Source organism: Bradyrhizobium cosmicum, from assembly GCF_007290395.2.
Lineage (GTDB): Bacteria > Pseudomonadota > Alphaproteobacteria > Rhizobiales > Xanthobacteraceae > Bradyrhizobium > Bradyrhizobium cosmicum.
The window spans coordinates 2,445,165-2,459,937 of record NZ_CP041656.2 but is presented as its reverse complement, the minus strand read 5'-3'; the positions used below and the strand labels follow the sequence as shown (position 1 = coordinate 2,459,937).

Below are 14,773 nucleotides of genomic sequence, written 5' to 3'. Positions count from 1 at the left end.
GGCGAACTCAACGCGCGGCCGTGCGGCCGAACAGGCCGTTCGGGCGCCAGATCAGGATCACGATCATCATGGTGTAGATCACGAAGGGACCCATCTTCGGCACGTAATACTTGCCGGCGACGTCGCCGATGCCGAGCAGGAGCGAGGCCAGGAACGGGCCGGTGATCGAGGAGGAGCCGCCGACCGTGACCACGATCAGGAAGTAGATCATGAATTTCAGCGGGAAGTACGGATCGAGGCCGAGGATCTCGGCGCTCAGCGCGCCGCCCAGGCCGGCAAGGCCACAGCCGAATGCGAACGTGAAGGCGAACACTTGCGGCACGTTGATGCCAAGGCCGCTCGCGGCGCGTGGATCGTCGACCGCGGCACGCAGGCGGCTGCCGAAGCGGGTCTTGGCCAGCACCATCTGAAGACCGATGGTGAGCAGGCCGCAGATCACGATGATCATCAGCCGGTAGCGGCCGATGCCGACGCCGAACAGGTCGAACTGGCCCTGTAGCGCGGCCGGCAAATTGATGAAGACCCGCGAGGAACCCTGGATGTAATCGACCGCTGCGACCGACATGAAGGTCAAGCCAATGGTGAACAGCACCTGGTCGAGATGGCTGCGCCCGTAGAGGTGGCGGTAGAGCGTGCGCTCCAGCAGGATACCGATCGCCGCCGAAGAGACAAAGGCGAGCGGCAGCGCGGCGAAGAACGGCCAGCCCATTCGGTTGACCAGCACCATGCAAACATAGCCGCCGGCCATGGCGAAGGCGCCATGGGCGAGGTTGACGAAGTTCATCAGGCCGAGCGTGACCGCGAGCCCGCAAGCGAGCACGAACAGGAGCATGCCGTAGGCAACGCCATCGAACAGGTTGGTGAGGATCGAGGTCATCGAGGGTAGACTGGTCCTGGTAACACTCGTCATTCCGGGGCAGCGCACGGCGCTGAGCCCGGAATCCGTTTCAACAATTTCGAGATCCCCGATGCGTGCCAAGCGCGCCCGGGGATGACGCGCTTTCGCGCGTCACTTCTTGGTCTTGCCGAGATCCTTGACGGCCTCGAAGGTCGCGAACTCGACGTTGTAGAGTTCGCCGTCGACCTTCTCGACCTTGCGGATGTAGATGTTCTGCACGATGTCGCGGGTCTCGGGATCGATCGAGATCGGGCCGCGGGGGCTTTCCCACTTCTGGCCCTTCATGGCTTCGACCAGCTTGGTGCCGTCGGTGTCGCCCCCCGTCTTCTTCAGCGCTTCGTAGATCAGGTGGATGCCATCATAGCCGCTCACCGCCATGAAGCCCGGACGGTTGCCGTAGGCCTTCTTGTAGGCCGCGACGAAATCCTTGTTCATCTGCGAGGGATGCGCCGCAGAATAGAGATGCGCAGTGACCGTGCCGAGCACGGCGTCACCCATGTTGTTGAGCAGGTCGTCGTCGGTGACGTCGCCCGGCCCGATCACCTTGATGCCGGCCTTGTCGAGGCCGCGCTCGGCATATTGCTTCATGAAGTTGCCGCCCTGGCCTGCAGGCACGAACACGAAGATCGCGTCGGGCTTGGCGTCCTTCATGCGCTGGAGGAACGGCGCGAAATCGGGGTTGGCGAGCGGCGTCTTGACCTCCTCGACCACCTCGCCGCCGCCGGCGGTGAAGTGCTCCTTGAAGAAGTTGAGCGCGTCATTGCCCGGCGCATAGTCAGAGGTCAGCGTCGCGACCTTCTTGATGCCGTTCTTGACCGCCCAGTCGCCGATGATGGTCGACGACTGCGCCAGCGTGAAGCTGGTGCGCACGATATAGGGCGAGCGCTCGGTGATGATGGAGGTGCCGGCCGCCATCACGACTTCCGGGATCTTGGCCTGCGTCGCGAGCGGCGCGGCGGCAAGCGCAGCCGGCGTCACGCCGAAGCCGGCGATGAAATGGACCTTGTCGTTGACGATCAGCTCCTGCGCGGCGGTCTTGGTCTTGTCGGGAATCGCAGCATCGTCCTTGAGAATGATCTCGACCTTCTTGCCGGCGACGGTGTCGCCCTTCTGCTGCATGTAGAGCTTGATCGCGTTCTCGATCTGCTTGCCGGTCGAGGCCTGGCCGCCGGTCATCGGCAGGATCAGGCCGACCTTGACGCTGTCCTCGGCCTTTACAGGCGCGATGGCCGCGAGGCCGGCGATGGCTGCCATCGCAGCCCAGGAAAACTGTTTGCGTTCGAACATCAGACGATCCCTCCCCTTAATTCCTTATCTCTTGCGCGCCGGACCGAGTGCCCGATCCTTGGCATCATCTTAGCTCACGCGCGAGTGATGTCGCGCGCCACATGGCGTCTTCCGCGCCCTCATTGTCAATCGGACGTTTGGCGACCATTCGGCGCAAGCCGAGCGTTCCGATCGCGACGGCGGGGCGCAGTGTGCGGTTACGCCGGAGTAACCCGAGCTCCGATCCGGGCCGCGCCAATTTGTACGATTGTACAAATCAAATGGACCTGTCAACGAAAAAGCCCCGTCACCGACCAAGCCCAGTGTCGGAGCCGGGTCGTAGTCTAGAAACGCGACCGGCCGGGTGGATGGAGGATTTCGTCTTTCTTTTGCAGGATTCGGACATCGGCAGAGTCGGGGCCAACCGCAAATACGGTATTTTATTACCTATCTCGAATAAGTCTATTTTACCTTGTTGAAGGCTACTCTCCCGGCGCCGGACTGACTGGCGTCCAATGACCGAACTCGTGCTCACACAATGCCCAAGCCCTTCCGCCCCCTTCTCGTTCTCGCAGTGCTCGCCGCGGGGCTGTGCGGCTGCGGCACCGTCAACGAGAAGCTCTCCGCGGGCATGGGCGACTACGTCCCGCAATGGGCCGGTGGTCTGCCCGCCGACGCACCGCCGCGGGCGGGCACGCCGCAATACGATGCCTACATGAAAGAGCGCGAGCGCAAGCGGCTTATGCCGGCGGCGGACCGCGAGAAAGAAGAGCAGGCCCAGAAAGGCGCGACGGGGTCCACGTCGGCCGGCGCAGTGCGCTGAGGCAGTGCGCTGCCTCGCCCCGCAACCGGGGAGAGGTGAAGACACATCAATCCATAAACACCACCGTCTTGCGGCCATTAAGAATGACGCGGTCATCCAGATGATAGCGGATCGCGCGGGCGAGCACACGGCGCTCGATGTCGCGGCCCTTGCGCACGAGGTCCTCGGGCGTGTCGCGATGGCTGATACGCTCGACGTCCTGGTCGATGATCGGACCCTCGTCGAGATCGCGCGTGACGTAATGCGCGGTGGCGCCGATCAGCTTGACGCCGCGCTCATGGGCCTGGTGATAGGGCTTTGCACCCTTGAAGCCCGGCAGGAACGAGTGGTGGATGTTGATGCAACGCCCCGACAGCTTTGCCGAGAGATCGTCCGACAGGATCTGCATGTAGCGGGCGAGCACGACGAGATCGGTCCCGGTCCTGGCGACGAGATCGAGAATCTGCCCCTCCTGCTCGCGCTTGGTCTCCTTGGTAACGGGCAGATAATGGAACGGGATGCTGCCGAAATCGAGTCCATCATAGACGTCACGCGGATGGTTGGAGACGATCGCGGCCAGCGTCATCGGCAACTCGCCCGTGCGCCAGCGATAGAGGATGTCGACCAGGCAATGGTCGGACTTCGACACCAGCAGCATCACCTTGCGATGCGCGGCGCGGTCCCGCATCTGCCACTCCATGCCGAAGCGCTCGGCGATCGCGGCAAATCCGGTCTGGAGCGCGGATAGTTCCACGGCGAGATCGGCCGCGGTGAACACCACGCGCATGAAGAATTTCTTGGTCTCGGTGTCGTCGAACTGCTGGGCGTCGAGAATGTTCTGCCCGTTATGGGCCAGGAAGGTCGACACCGCCGAGACGATGCCGGGGCGATCCGGACAGGACAGGGTCAGGACGTATTGATGATCGGGCATGGTCTTCCAAGAAATGGCTCTTGACGAAGGTTTGCGCAGTGGCTCGCGAAACACCGCGATTTGCGCTCTGCTCTATCACCGACCGCGCCCTTGCGCCAATCCCAAGACTTGATCCTGACACTTGCTTCACCGTAGTGCGTAGGGTCAGGATGAACGGACCATTGCGATGACTGACCGGAGACGCCCATGGCCGACCGTTTGAACGGCACCCGCATCCTGATCCTGGAAACGCGCGAGGAAGCGCAGTTTTCGAAGCTGCTGGCCGAGCAAGGCGCCGATGTCGTGCAATGCCCGATGTTCACCATCCACGACGCGCCGGATCCCGCCCCGGTCGAGGCCTGGATCCGCCGCGCCATCGACAAGCCCTTCGACGATCTCGTGCTCTTGACCGGCGAAGGCCTGCGGCGGATCATGAAACTCGCCGTCGCCCGCGGACTCGACCAGCCGCTGGTGACGGCCCTCGCCAAGTCGCGAAAGTTCACCCGGGGGCCGAAGCCCGGCAAGGCGCTGCGCGAGGTCGGCCTCGAGGCGCAGCAGACCACGGAGAAGCCGACCACCGAGGGCGTGATCGAGATGCTGGGCAAGCTCGAGCTGAAGGGACGGCGCCTCGGCCTCCAGCTCTATCCGGACAAGGACCACGGCGCGTTGACCGGCGCGCTGGCCGCGCAGGGCGCCGATGTCGATAGCGTGCTGCCCTATGTCTACGATTCCAAGGCCGCCGACGCCAACATCATCACCGCCATCGACGACATGGCCGAGGGGCGAATCGACTCCATCGCGCTGACCAATCTCGGCCAGGTCCGCCGGCTGATCGAGGCCGCGAAGGCGCATGGCAGCGAGGCGAAGCTGCGCGCTGGTCTGGAGCGGACACTGATCGCCTCGGTAGGACCGGCAGTGTCAGGCGAACTCGCCGCGCACGGCCTGCGCACCGACGTTTCGCCGGCGGACGAAGCCTATTTCATGCGCCCGCTGATCTCTGCCATGGCAGCGGCGCTGGCGGAACGGAAGCCGAGAACCACGGCAAGGTAGACGCGGAGCGCAAGGGCGGCCTGCGGCAGCTCCAATTGACACGACCATCACCGGCGATACGTTGCCGACGGACACAAGAAACAACCGGGGCAAGGGAATCGCCGTGATACGAGTCATCGCGCTGTGAGCGCAGCCGCACGGCCCTCGGCGCTCGCGCCATTCCGCATCCGCAACTATCGTTTCCAGTGGCCTTCCGACCTGCTCACCTCCTGGGCGTTCGAGATCGAGACGCTGGTGCTCGGCTGGTACATCCTGGTCGAGACCGGCTCCGTGCTGCTGCTCACCGTGCTGGGGTCGCTTCAGTATGTCGGGACACTCGTCGCACCGGTGCTCGGCATGATCGGCGATCGCATGGGTCATCGCGATCTCCTGGTCGTGCTGCGCCTCACCTATACGGTGCTCGCCTCGACCATCATGGTACTGGCGCTGACAGGCCACCTCGGGCCGCTCAAGGTCATGATCATCGTGACGATCATGGGCCTGATCCGCTCCTCCGATCTCGGCCTTCGCAGCGCATTGCTCGCCGGCATCATGCCGGCCGAGCTGCTGGTCGGCGCGATCAGCCTGTCACGCACGACCCAGGACAGCGCCCGCATTGCCGGAGCGCTGACGGGAGCCGGCCTCTTCGCCGTGCTCGGCATCGGACTGGTCTATGCGGCGGTCGCCGGCCTCTATCTGTTGGCCGCGGTTCTCATGGTCTGCCTGACCCGGCCGAAGAGGTCCGTTGTTACGACCGATCTGCCTGCAAACAGCCGCGCTGTTTCAAGATTGCTGGACGAGCTGAAGGAAGGAATGATCTACGCCTGGAATGGCCCGGCAATGGGCGCTGCGCTGTCTGTCGCCTTTCTGGCCAATCTCACCGCATTTCCGTTCACCAGCGGACTATTGCCCTACATCGCGCGCGACATCTTTCACACCGACCAGACCGGCCTTGGTTATCTCTCGGCAAGCTTCGCCGTCGGCTCGCTGATCGGCTCCATCACGCTCAGCCTGGTCGGCGGACTGCGCATTGCCCGGCTCCTGATCGGCGCGACGCTGGCCTGGTACGCCATGCTGCTGGTGTTCGTCGAGACCAGGACCATGCCTGTGGCGATGGCCTGCCTCGTGCTGGCCGGCATCGCCCAGAGCATGTCGATGATCTCGGCCGCGGTGATCCTGATGCGCACGGCGAGCGCGCATCTGCGCGGCCGCGTCATGGGTGTGCGCATGATGGTGATCTACGGCCTGCCGCCGGGCCTGCTCGCGGCCGGCAGCCTGATCGACATCATCGGCTATTCCGCGACGGGTTCGCTCTATGCCGCCGTGGGCTTCATCGCGATGCTGGCGATCGCGATCCGCTGGCGCGCCGACCTCTGGCCGGTCCACGCGCCGGCCAACGCGCGTTAGGGCGTGCCCGCATAAATCGGGAATCCGTTTGACGTCCGCTATGCCCTTAGAGCGCTGGCTCAGGAGTTGAAGATTTTGTCGCGGGTGGGCTCCATCATGACGAGGAAGAGCACGATGAATAATGCCACCGCAATAGGGTAAGCGAAGATCAGCAGAACCGATGCCAACATGACTTCGCCGCGCGCTCCAAAGAAGAATGGAGCCAGTTCGAGCGGCATGACGACGCCGAAGCCTGAGCTAATTCCACCAATGACGGCCACCACAACGCACGTTGCAACCTTCTTCAAGAACAGGGCGAGTACGAAACAAATGAGTGCGATGGCGATGAGCGCCCCTTCCGTCTGGTGCATCAATTGAACTGGCCAACCAGACTGTTGATTACCGAGGGAGGCAAACACGAACATCATGAGAACCATGCCTAACCTGACTCAACGGGCAGCCTTCGTACGATAAACCGCTTTCTAGATGATTGCACGCCCTGGTTGATGATTGGTGCACGTGCGCGAGAACCTGACGCGAAGTGCGCGACGGAGCCCCTTACGCAGACGAAAGCGAACTTCGCGGATGGTCAGTTCAGGGTCATAAGCAGCACGCGTAGGATAGGTTGAGCCCTTGCGAAACCCATCATGCTTCGTCAGCGGCGAACGGATTGATGGGTTTCGCTGGCGCTCTACCCATCTTACGCACTACGCTCCGATCTCGGCGATGGCCTCCGCGCTTGCGGAGCGGAAACCACCGGCAGCCCCGGGTTGATCCGACCTGCCTTGCCACTTACCGAAGCGGCGGCGGGAATGGAGGCGGCGGCGGGTACGGGGGCGGAGGCGGCAACGGACGGCGCCACCGTCGACGCGGCGGAGGTGGCGGAGGTGGCGGAGGTGGTAGCGGCCGTCTCATGCCCGGCGGAGGAGGAGGACCGGGTGGAGGCGGAGGAAAGGGCTGCGCCTCAGCACCAGCCTGACTCATGACGAGAGTTGCCGCGCCGGCAAAAAGCGCAAACACGCCGCGTCGCGTGAAATGTTCCACCATTCTGTTGGGCTCCTCATTGCCTCGCAACACAATTTGCGCGATGTGCAATGTAAGCACGCCCATTGTAACCTAACATTTCCGTTTGATTTCCGTTTGTAACTCAGCGCTGGCGGACGCCCGTAAATCCTAGTCCCCATACCCGCGCAGCTTCTCCACATCGAGGATGGTGACGCCGCCATATTCGAGCCGCAGCAGGCCTTCCTTCTCCAGCTGGTTCAGCGCGCGATTGGCGTTCTGGCGGGACATGCCGGAAAGCGCGCCGATCTCCTCCTGGGTGATCTCCAGATGCGCGGTCGATTCCGGGTAGAGGATCGGGTTGAACAGTGAGGCGATGCTGCGCGCGAGGCGCGCGGTGGCATCCAGCGTGCGGTTGACCTCGAGCATGCCGATGAACTGCCCGAGCCGCTCGTTGAGCTGGCGCACCAGGAAGCGGTTGAAGCCGACGCTGTTCTCGAACAGCCACATGAAGGCGCTGCGTTCCATCAGCGCGACACGGCTGCTCCGCAGCGCGACCACGTCGTAGCGGCGCGGCTCGTTCTTCAGCACGCTGCCCTCGCCGAACCAGGCCCCTGCCGTGAGGCCGGCAAGGCTGGTCTCCTTGCCGTCGCGCGAGACCCCGCCCATCCGGGCGAGGCCAAAGACCATGCCGGCCCAATAGTCGAACGTGTCGCCGCGCATGAACACGGTCTCTCCGGTGCCATAGGACCGCTCCGTGATGCCAGCGCGAGCGACCTCGATCTCAGCCTGCGTGAGCTCACGCGACCAGGCGGCAACGCGCTTCAGTTGATCCTCTGAAATCATGATCCCGAAGCCAGCCGCACCGTTTCGTCACCCAAGTGTTCTGCTGCACCGCAACAAGATCATTTCGACCACCATCCGACGAAAGACGAAGGCCGCGGCCACCCGAAAAACTTTGTCGCAGAATTGTCAGCCGGGAGACATTTCAAAATAGCGCTTTCCCCTATTGAGGGCCACCTCGGGCGATGCGGCTTTTGATCCCAAGCGGGAATGAGAGCCGCGCGGCTTTCCGCGGAGACCATCTGCTGCATGGCCTCACCGGCACGGCCGTACTAGGATCGCCCGGAAGGAACCGACGAAGAGCGCCGCTGAACGCGCCATCACCGGGAGGGATTTGTTTGGTGGCTACCAGTCTTGAAGTGCGCGGCGTGTCCTTGCGATTCGGCGGCGTCCGGGCGCTGACCGATGTCAGCTTCGCCATCAGGGACGGCGAGCTGTTCTCGATCATCGGCCCCAACGGCGCCGGCAAGACCTCGATCGTGAATTGTATTTCCGGTCGCTACAAGCCGACCGAAGGCCAGCTGTTCTACGGTGATCGCGATATCACCAGCCTGACGCCGAACGCCCGCGCCTCGCTCGGCATCGGCCGCACCTTCCAGAACCTCGCGCTGTTCCACCACATGAGCGTGCTCGACAACGTCATGGTCGGCCGCCATCACCTGCTGAAGAACAATTTCCTCACCGGCTCGCTGTACTGGCTCACCGGCGCGCGCAAGGAAGAGCTCGAGCATCGCCGCAAGGTCGAGGAGATCATCGACTTCCTCGACCTCCAATCCGTGCGGAAGGCGCCAGCCGGGACCCTCTCCTACGGCTTGCGCAAGCGCGTGGAGCTGGCCCGCGCCATGGCGCTGGAGCCGCGCCTCATCCTGCTCGACGAGCCGATGGCCGGCATGAACTTCGAGGAGAAGGAGGACATGGCCCGCTACATCGTCGACCTCAACGAGGAGTTCGGGATGACGGTGGTGATGATCGAACATGACATGGGCGTGGTGATGGACATCTCCCACCGCGTCATGGTGCTGGATTTCGGCCGCAAGATCGCCGAGGGCGACCCGGCCGCGGTGCTCGCCGATCCCCACGTCAAGCGCGCCTATCTCGGCGAAGAGGACGAGGTGCTGGTCGATCCCGACGATGCTCCGCCGGCGCAGGAGAGCGCGGCATGATGGATTATGCGGGCCGCGTCGCGCAGGCCGACACCTATCCGAAGATGCTCCGGCTCAACGCGAGGGAGCACGGCAACGAGATCGCACTGCGCGAGAAGGATCTCGGGCTGTGGCGCCCGTTCACCTGGAACGATTATCAGACGCGCGTTCGCGACTTCGCGCTCGGCCTCGTCGAATTGGGCCTGGGACGCGGGGATGTCATCGGCATCATCGGCGACAACCGGCCGGACTGGGTCGCTGCGGAAATCGCCACCCATGCGATTGGTGGCTTGAGCCTCGGGCTCTACCGTGACGTGCTCGACGAGGAGGCTTCGTACCTGCTCAACTATGGCGAAGCCCGGCTCGTCTTCGCCGAGGACGAGGAGCAGGTCGACAAGCTGCTGGTGCTGGCCGAACGTGCGCCTGATCTGAAGCACATCATCTATTCCGACCCGCGGGGGATGCGGAAGTATGACGATCCCAGGCTGATGTCGGCGGAGAAATTCGCCGAGCTCGGCCGCGCCCGCGCCGCACGCGAACCGGAGCTCTACGACAGGCTCGTGGATGCCACCAAAGGCGAGGACGTCGCGATCCTCTGCACGACGTCGGGCACCACATCGCATCCAAAACTTGCGATGCTCGCCGCCGGCCGCGTGCTCGGCCATTGCGCGACCTATCTCGCCTTCGATCCGAAGGGACCGGACGACGAGTACGTCTCGGTGCTGCCGCTGCCCTGGATCATGGAGCAGGTCTATGTGCTCGGCAAAGGCCTGCTCTGCCGGATGAAGATCAACTTCGTCGAAGAGCCCGAGACGATGATGAACGACCTGCGCGAGATCGCGCCGACATTCGTGCTGTTTGCACCGCGCGTCTGGGAATCCATCGCCGCCGACGTCCGCGCCAGGGTGATGGACGCAACGCCCTTCAAGCAGCGGCTGTTCGACATCGGCATGAAGGCTGGCCTCGCCGCGCTCGCAGAGGGCAAGCGTTCGGGCTTGGCCGACGCGATTCTGTTCCGCGCGCTGCGCGACCGGCTCGGCTTCACCCGCCTGCGTTCGGCCGCCACCGGCGGCGCGGCGCTCGGGCCCGAGACGTTCAAGTTCTTCCAGGCCATGGGCGTGCCGCTGCGCACGCTCTACGGCCAGACCGAGCTGTTGGGCGCCTACACGCTGCATCCCGAGGGCAAGGTCGATCCTGACACCACGGGCGTGCCGATGGCCGACAGCGTCGAGATCCGCATCGACAATGCCGACGTCCATGGCGTCGGCGAAATCGTGGTGCGGCATCCCAACATGTTCCTGGGTTACTACAAGAACCCCGAGGCCAGCGTCGCCGACGTCAAGGACGGCTGGATGCTGTCGGGCGATGCCGGCTATTTCAACGCCAACCGCCAGCTCGTCGTCATCGACCGCATCAAGGACCTCGCCGAGACCTCGCGCGGCGAGCGCTTCTCGCCGCAGTTCATCGAGAACAAGCTGAAATTCTCACCGTACATCGCGGAGGCCGTGGTGCTGGGCGCCGGTCGCGACGCGCTCGCGGCAATGATCTGCATCCGCTACTCCATCATCTCGAAATGGGCGGAAAAGAACCGCCTTTCCTTCACAACCTACAGCGACCTCGCCTCGCGACCCGAGGTCTACGCGCTGCTCAAGAAGGAAGTCGAGACCGTCAACGCGACGCTGCCGCCGGCGCAACGCATCTCGCGCTTCCTGCTACTGTACAAGGAACTGGACGCCGACGACGGCGAGCTCACCCGCACCCGAAAGGTGCGCCGCAGCGTCATCAACGAGAAATACGAAGGCATCATCGACGCGATCTACCGCGGCGATGCCGACATTCCCGTCGACACCGTGATCCGCTTCCAGGACGGCACCACGCAGCGCGTCCGCACCACGCTGCGCGTGGTGGATCTGGGCGGGCATGGGCACATGGCGGAGGCTGCGGAGTGAGGCAGGTGATCACCGCGCACGCCGCCGCCCTTCGCCTCTCCCCGCTCGCGGGGACGCGATCCCATATGCATCCCGTCATTGCGAGCGTAGCGAAGCAATCCAGAGCCTCTCCGCGGAAAGATGCTGGATTGCTTCGCTGCGCTCGCAATGACGATGTGGGTGCATCAGGAGACCACACATGAACACCGCCTTCCTCATCCAGCTCCTGGTCAACGGCCTCGTGGTCGGCACGCTCTATGGCGTGGTCGCGATGTCGTTCGTGCTGATCTACAAGGCGACCCAGGTCGTCAATTTCGCGCAAGGTGAGTTGCTGCTGGTCGGCGCCTGGGTGTGCTGGGCGCTGCTCGCCAAATACCAGGTGCCGTTCTGGATCGGCATGCCGATGACGCTGGTGTTCATGTTCGTGTTCGGCATCGCGATCCAGGTGCTGATCCTGCGGCCGATGATCGGCGAGCCCATCATATCCGTGATCATGGTGACGATCGGCCTCTCGACCGTGCTGCAGGCGACGCTGAAATGGATGTTCGGCGTCAACCCGCAGCCGTTCCCGCGGGTGTTCGAGAGCCAGTCGGTCAGCCTGTTCGGGCTCCAGATCCAGACCGTCTATGTCATGAGCCTCGTGGTCTCGGTCGCCATGATGATCGGCATGGCCTGGTTCTTTCGGGCCTCGAAGTACGGCCTTGCGATGCGCGCCACCGCGTTCAACCAGCAGGTGGCGCAATCGCTCGGCATTTCCGTGAAAAGCGTCTTTGCGATGGCCTGGGCGATCTCGGCGACGGTGTCGGCTGTCGCAGGCGTGGTCGTTGCCGTGGTGAACGGCGTGTCCTCGGGCCTCGCCGCCTACGGCATCAAGGTGTTTCCGGCGGCGATCCTCGGCGGACTCGACTCCGTCGGCGGCGCCGTGCTCGGCGGCATCATCATCGGGCTCCTGGAAAACATCGCTCAATATGTCGACAGCGAGTATCTGCACTGGGGCAATCTCTACGAGGTCGCGCCGTTCTACGTCCTCATCATCGTGCTGATGATCAAGCCTTACGGCCTGTTCGGCACCCACGACATCGAGCGGATCTGATCCCATGGCCGGCCCTGCCCTCATTCCTGCTGGTGATTTCCGCACCTCTTATGCGGCCGACACCACGATCTTCCCGACCACGACCAGCCGCAACTTTGCGATTCTCGGCGTGCTGCTGCTCTGCTTCGCACCGCAACTTCTCGCCGGCTATTGGCTCAGCATCCTGATTCAGATCGGCATCTTCTCGATCGCGGCGCTGGGGCTGAACATCCTGGTCGGCTTCACCGGCCAGATCTCGATCGGGCATGCCGCCTTCTTCCTGCTGGGCGCCTTCACCTCGGCCTATATTTCCAACAACGCGCACATCCCGGTGTTCTTCGCGATCCCGCTCGCGGGCGTCATCACCGCACTGGTCGGGCTGATATTCGGTATCCCGGCGGCGCGGCTGAAGGGGCTCTACCTCGTGATTGCCACGCTCGCCGCGCAATACATCCTGCTCGACTTTTTCTCCCGCGCCGAGTGGTTCACCGGCGGCTCGGTGCCGGCCAGCGCCAATCCGTTCTCGATCTTCGGCTACACGCTGCGCGGCGACCGCCAGTATTTCTACGTCGTGCTGGCCTACGTGGTCGCGAGCTACATCCTCGTCACCAATCTGATGCGCACCCGCGACGGCCGCGCGCTGGTGGCGATCCGCGACCATTATCTCTCGGCGGAGATCATGGGCATCAACCTCACCAAGTATCGCACGCTGTCGTTCGGGCTGGCCGCCTTCTTTGCCGGCATCGCCGGCGCGCTGTATGCGCACTACCAGTTGGTGGTGTCGCAGGAAGGTTTCGGCATCGAGCGCTCGATCCTGTTCCTCGCCATGATCATCATTGGCGGCACCGGCTCGATCATGGGCACGCTGATGGGCACCGCTTTCGTGGTGCTGTTGCCTGAAACGATGGAATTCCTCAGCGGCTACCTGAAGGGCGGCGCGATCGACAAGGCGCTGTCGCTCAACAACAACCTCACCTTCCTGCGCGAGATCGCGATCGGGGTAATCATCATCGCCTTCCTGATGTTCGAGCCCGACGGGCTCGCGCATCGCTGGCGACAGATCAAGGCATACTGGAAGCTCTACCCGTTCTCGCACTGAGCGCGGCAACTTCGCTTAAGAACCATAAAAGGAGGAACGAACCGATGAAGACCAAGTCCCTTTTGAGCACCGCGTCGCTCGCCCTTGTCATCGCTGCCTTTTCCGCGGGGGCACAGGCGCAGATCGCGGTTGGCCACCTTGAGGATCGCTCGGGCGGCACCTCCGACGTCGGCACCCCCTACGGCCAGGCCGTCGCCGACACGTTCGCCTGGGTCAACAAGAACGGCGGCGTCGGCGGCAAGCAGCTCAATGTCGACACCAACGACTACGGCTACCAGGTGCCGCGCGCGATCGCGCTCTACAAGAAGTGGTCGGCGCCGGACTCCAAGGTCGCGGCGATCATGGGCTGGGGCACCGCCGACACCGAGGCGCTGACGGGCTTCCTCGCGCAGGACAAGATCCCGGATCTCTCCGGCTCCTACGCCGCGGCCCTCACCGATCCCGAAGGCATCAGCGGCAAGGCCAAGCCCGCGCCCTATAATTTCTTCTACGGCCCGAGCTACTCGGACTCGCTGCGCGCGATGCTGATCTGGGCGGCCGAGGACTGGAAGGCCAAGGGCAAGTCCGGCAAGCCGAAATTCGTCCACATGGGCGCCAACCACCCCTATCCGAACGCGCCGAAGGCTGCCGGCGAAGCCATGGCGACCGAGCTCGGCTTCGAGGTGCTGCCGCCGCTGGTGTTCGCGCTCGCGCCGGGTGACTACAGCGCGCAGTGCCTGAGCCTGAAATCCTCGGGCGCAAACTATGCCTATCTCGGCAACACCGCGGCCTCCAACATCTCGGTGATGAAGGCCTGCAAGACCGCCGGCGCCGAGGTGCAATTCCTCGGCAACGTCTGGGGCATGGACGAGAACGCCGCCAAGACGGCCGGCGATGCGGCCAATGGCGTGATCTTCCCGCTGCGCACCGCGGTGAGCTGGGGCGGCGACGCGCCCGGCATGAAGACGGTGATGGAAATCTCCAAGATGTCCGACCCCACCGGCAAAGTGTATCGCCCGGTGCACTACATCGCGGCGGTCTGCTCGGCGCTCTACATGAAGGAGGCGCTCGACTGGGCCGCCAAGAACGGCGGCGCCACCGGCGAGAACGTCCGCAAGGGATTCTATCAGAAGAAGGATTGGGTCCCGGCCGGCATGGAAGGCGTCTGCAATCCCTCGACCTGGACCGACAAGGACCATCGCGGCACGCTGAAGGTCGACCTCTATCGCACCAAGATATCAGGTGCGACGGACGGCGACCTCAACGACCTCATGGCCAAGGGCGCGATCAAGCTCGAAAAGGTCAAGACCGTCGAGCTGCCGCGCAAGCCGGAATTGCTGGGCTGGTAAAGGCAATCTCAGACGTCATGGCCGGGCTTGTCCCGGCCATCCACGTCTGACTGTTCGGCACGAAGTAC

The 14,773-nt window shown here is 63.7% G+C and carries 13 protein-coding genes; 8 read left to right on the top strand and 5 right to left on the bottom strand.

What is annotated here, in order from left to right; genetic code table 11:
• Nucleotides 1-7: 7 nt before the first annotated feature.
• Both FNV92_RS11545 and FNV92_RS11540 read right to left on the bottom strand, forming a co-directional pair.
• Nucleotides 8-877, bottom strand: coding sequence for a branched-chain amino acid ABC transporter permease (locus FNV92_RS11545; RefSeq protein ID WP_015684834.1), 870 nt, complete (start codon nt 875-877; stop codon nt 8-10).
• Between the two features lie 132 nt (nt 878-1,009).
• A complete protein-coding gene (locus tag FNV92_RS11540; RefSeq protein ID WP_143840878.1) occupies nt 1,010-2,185 on the bottom strand; it encodes an ABC transporter substrate-binding protein in 1,176 nt (391 codons plus the stop codon).
• A gap of 517 nt (nt 2,186-2,702) precedes the next feature.
• On the opposite strand from FNV92_RS11540, the gene FNV92_RS11535 reads away from it, so the two are divergent.
• Nucleotides 2,703-2,987, top strand: a complete 285-nt coding sequence (locus tag FNV92_RS11535; protein ID WP_143840879.1) for a hypothetical protein — start codon at nt 2,703-2,705, stop codon at nt 2,985-2,987.
• Between the two features lie 46 nt (nt 2,988-3,033).
• Here the strand turns inward: FNV92_RS11535 and purU are convergent, their stop codons facing one another.
• A complete protein-coding gene (gene purU / locus FNV92_RS11530; RefSeq protein ID WP_015684831.1) occupies nt 3,034-3,897 on the bottom strand; it encodes a formyltetrahydrofolate deformylase in 864 nt (287 codons plus the stop codon).
• A gap of 186 nt (nt 3,898-4,083) precedes the next feature.
• On the opposite strand from purU, the gene FNV92_RS11525 reads away from it, so the two are divergent.
• Both FNV92_RS11525 and FNV92_RS11520 read left to right on the top strand, forming a co-directional pair.
• Nucleotides 4,084-4,926 (top strand): uroporphyrinogen-III synthase, encoded by an 843-nt coding sequence (locus FNV92_RS11525; RefSeq protein ID WP_143840880.1) that lies wholly within the window; start codon nt 4,084-4,086, stop codon nt 4,924-4,926.
• 123 nt (nt 4,927-5,049) lie between these two features.
• Entirely contained in the window at nt 5,050-6,312 is a 1,263-nt protein-coding gene (locus FNV92_RS11520) for an MFS transporter (RefSeq protein ID WP_143840881.1), read from the top strand.
• A 59-nt stretch (nt 6,313-6,371) separates the two neighbouring features.
• Here FNV92_RS11520 and FNV92_RS11515 read toward each other — a convergent pair whose 3' ends face one another.
• Nucleotides 6,372-6,719, bottom strand: a complete 348-nt coding sequence (locus tag FNV92_RS11515; protein WP_143840882.1) for a hypothetical protein — start codon at nt 6,717-6,719, stop codon at nt 6,372-6,374.
• 745 nt (nt 6,720-7,464) lie between these two features.
• Entirely contained in the window at nt 7,465-8,139 is a 675-nt protein-coding gene (locus FNV92_RS11510) for a Crp/Fnr family transcriptional regulator (RefSeq protein WP_143840884.1), read from the bottom strand.
• A 338-nt stretch (nt 8,140-8,477) separates the two neighbouring features.
• Here FNV92_RS11510 and FNV92_RS11505 point away from each other — a divergent pair, with 338 nt between their 5' ends.
• The 5 genes from FNV92_RS11505 (at nt 8,478) to FNV92_RS11485 (ending at nt 14,705) form a co-directional block, all read left to right on the top strand.
• Complete coding sequence (locus tag FNV92_RS11505; protein ID WP_143840885.1) at nt 8,478-9,299, top strand: ABC transporter ATP-binding protein; 822 nt, start codon at nt 8,478-8,480, stop codon at nt 9,297-9,299.
• A complete protein-coding gene (locus tag FNV92_RS11500) occupies nt 9,296-11,227 on the top strand; it encodes a long-chain fatty acid--CoA ligase (protein ID WP_143840886.1) in 1,932 nt (643 codons plus the stop codon). The genes FNV92_RS11505 and FNV92_RS11500 overlap by 4 nt, the downstream gene beginning before the upstream one ends.
• Before the next feature lie 178 nt (nt 11,228-11,405).
• Nucleotides 11,406-12,299, top strand: coding sequence for a branched-chain amino acid ABC transporter permease (locus tag FNV92_RS11495; RefSeq protein WP_015684822.1), 894 nt, complete (start codon nt 11,406-11,408; stop codon nt 12,297-12,299).
• Nucleotides 12,300-12,303: 4 nt separating this feature from the next.
• Entirely contained in the window at nt 12,304-13,377 is a 1,074-nt protein-coding gene (locus FNV92_RS11490; RefSeq protein WP_143840887.1) for a branched-chain amino acid ABC transporter permease, read from the top strand.
• A 44-nt stretch (nt 13,378-13,421) separates the two neighbouring features.
• Nucleotides 13,422-14,705: an ABC transporter substrate-binding protein gene (locus FNV92_RS11485; RefSeq protein ID WP_143840888.1), complete on the top strand. Its 1,284-nt coding sequence runs from the start codon at nt 13,422-13,424 to the stop codon at nt 14,703-14,705.
• Nucleotides 14,706-14,773 lie beyond the last annotated feature (68 nt).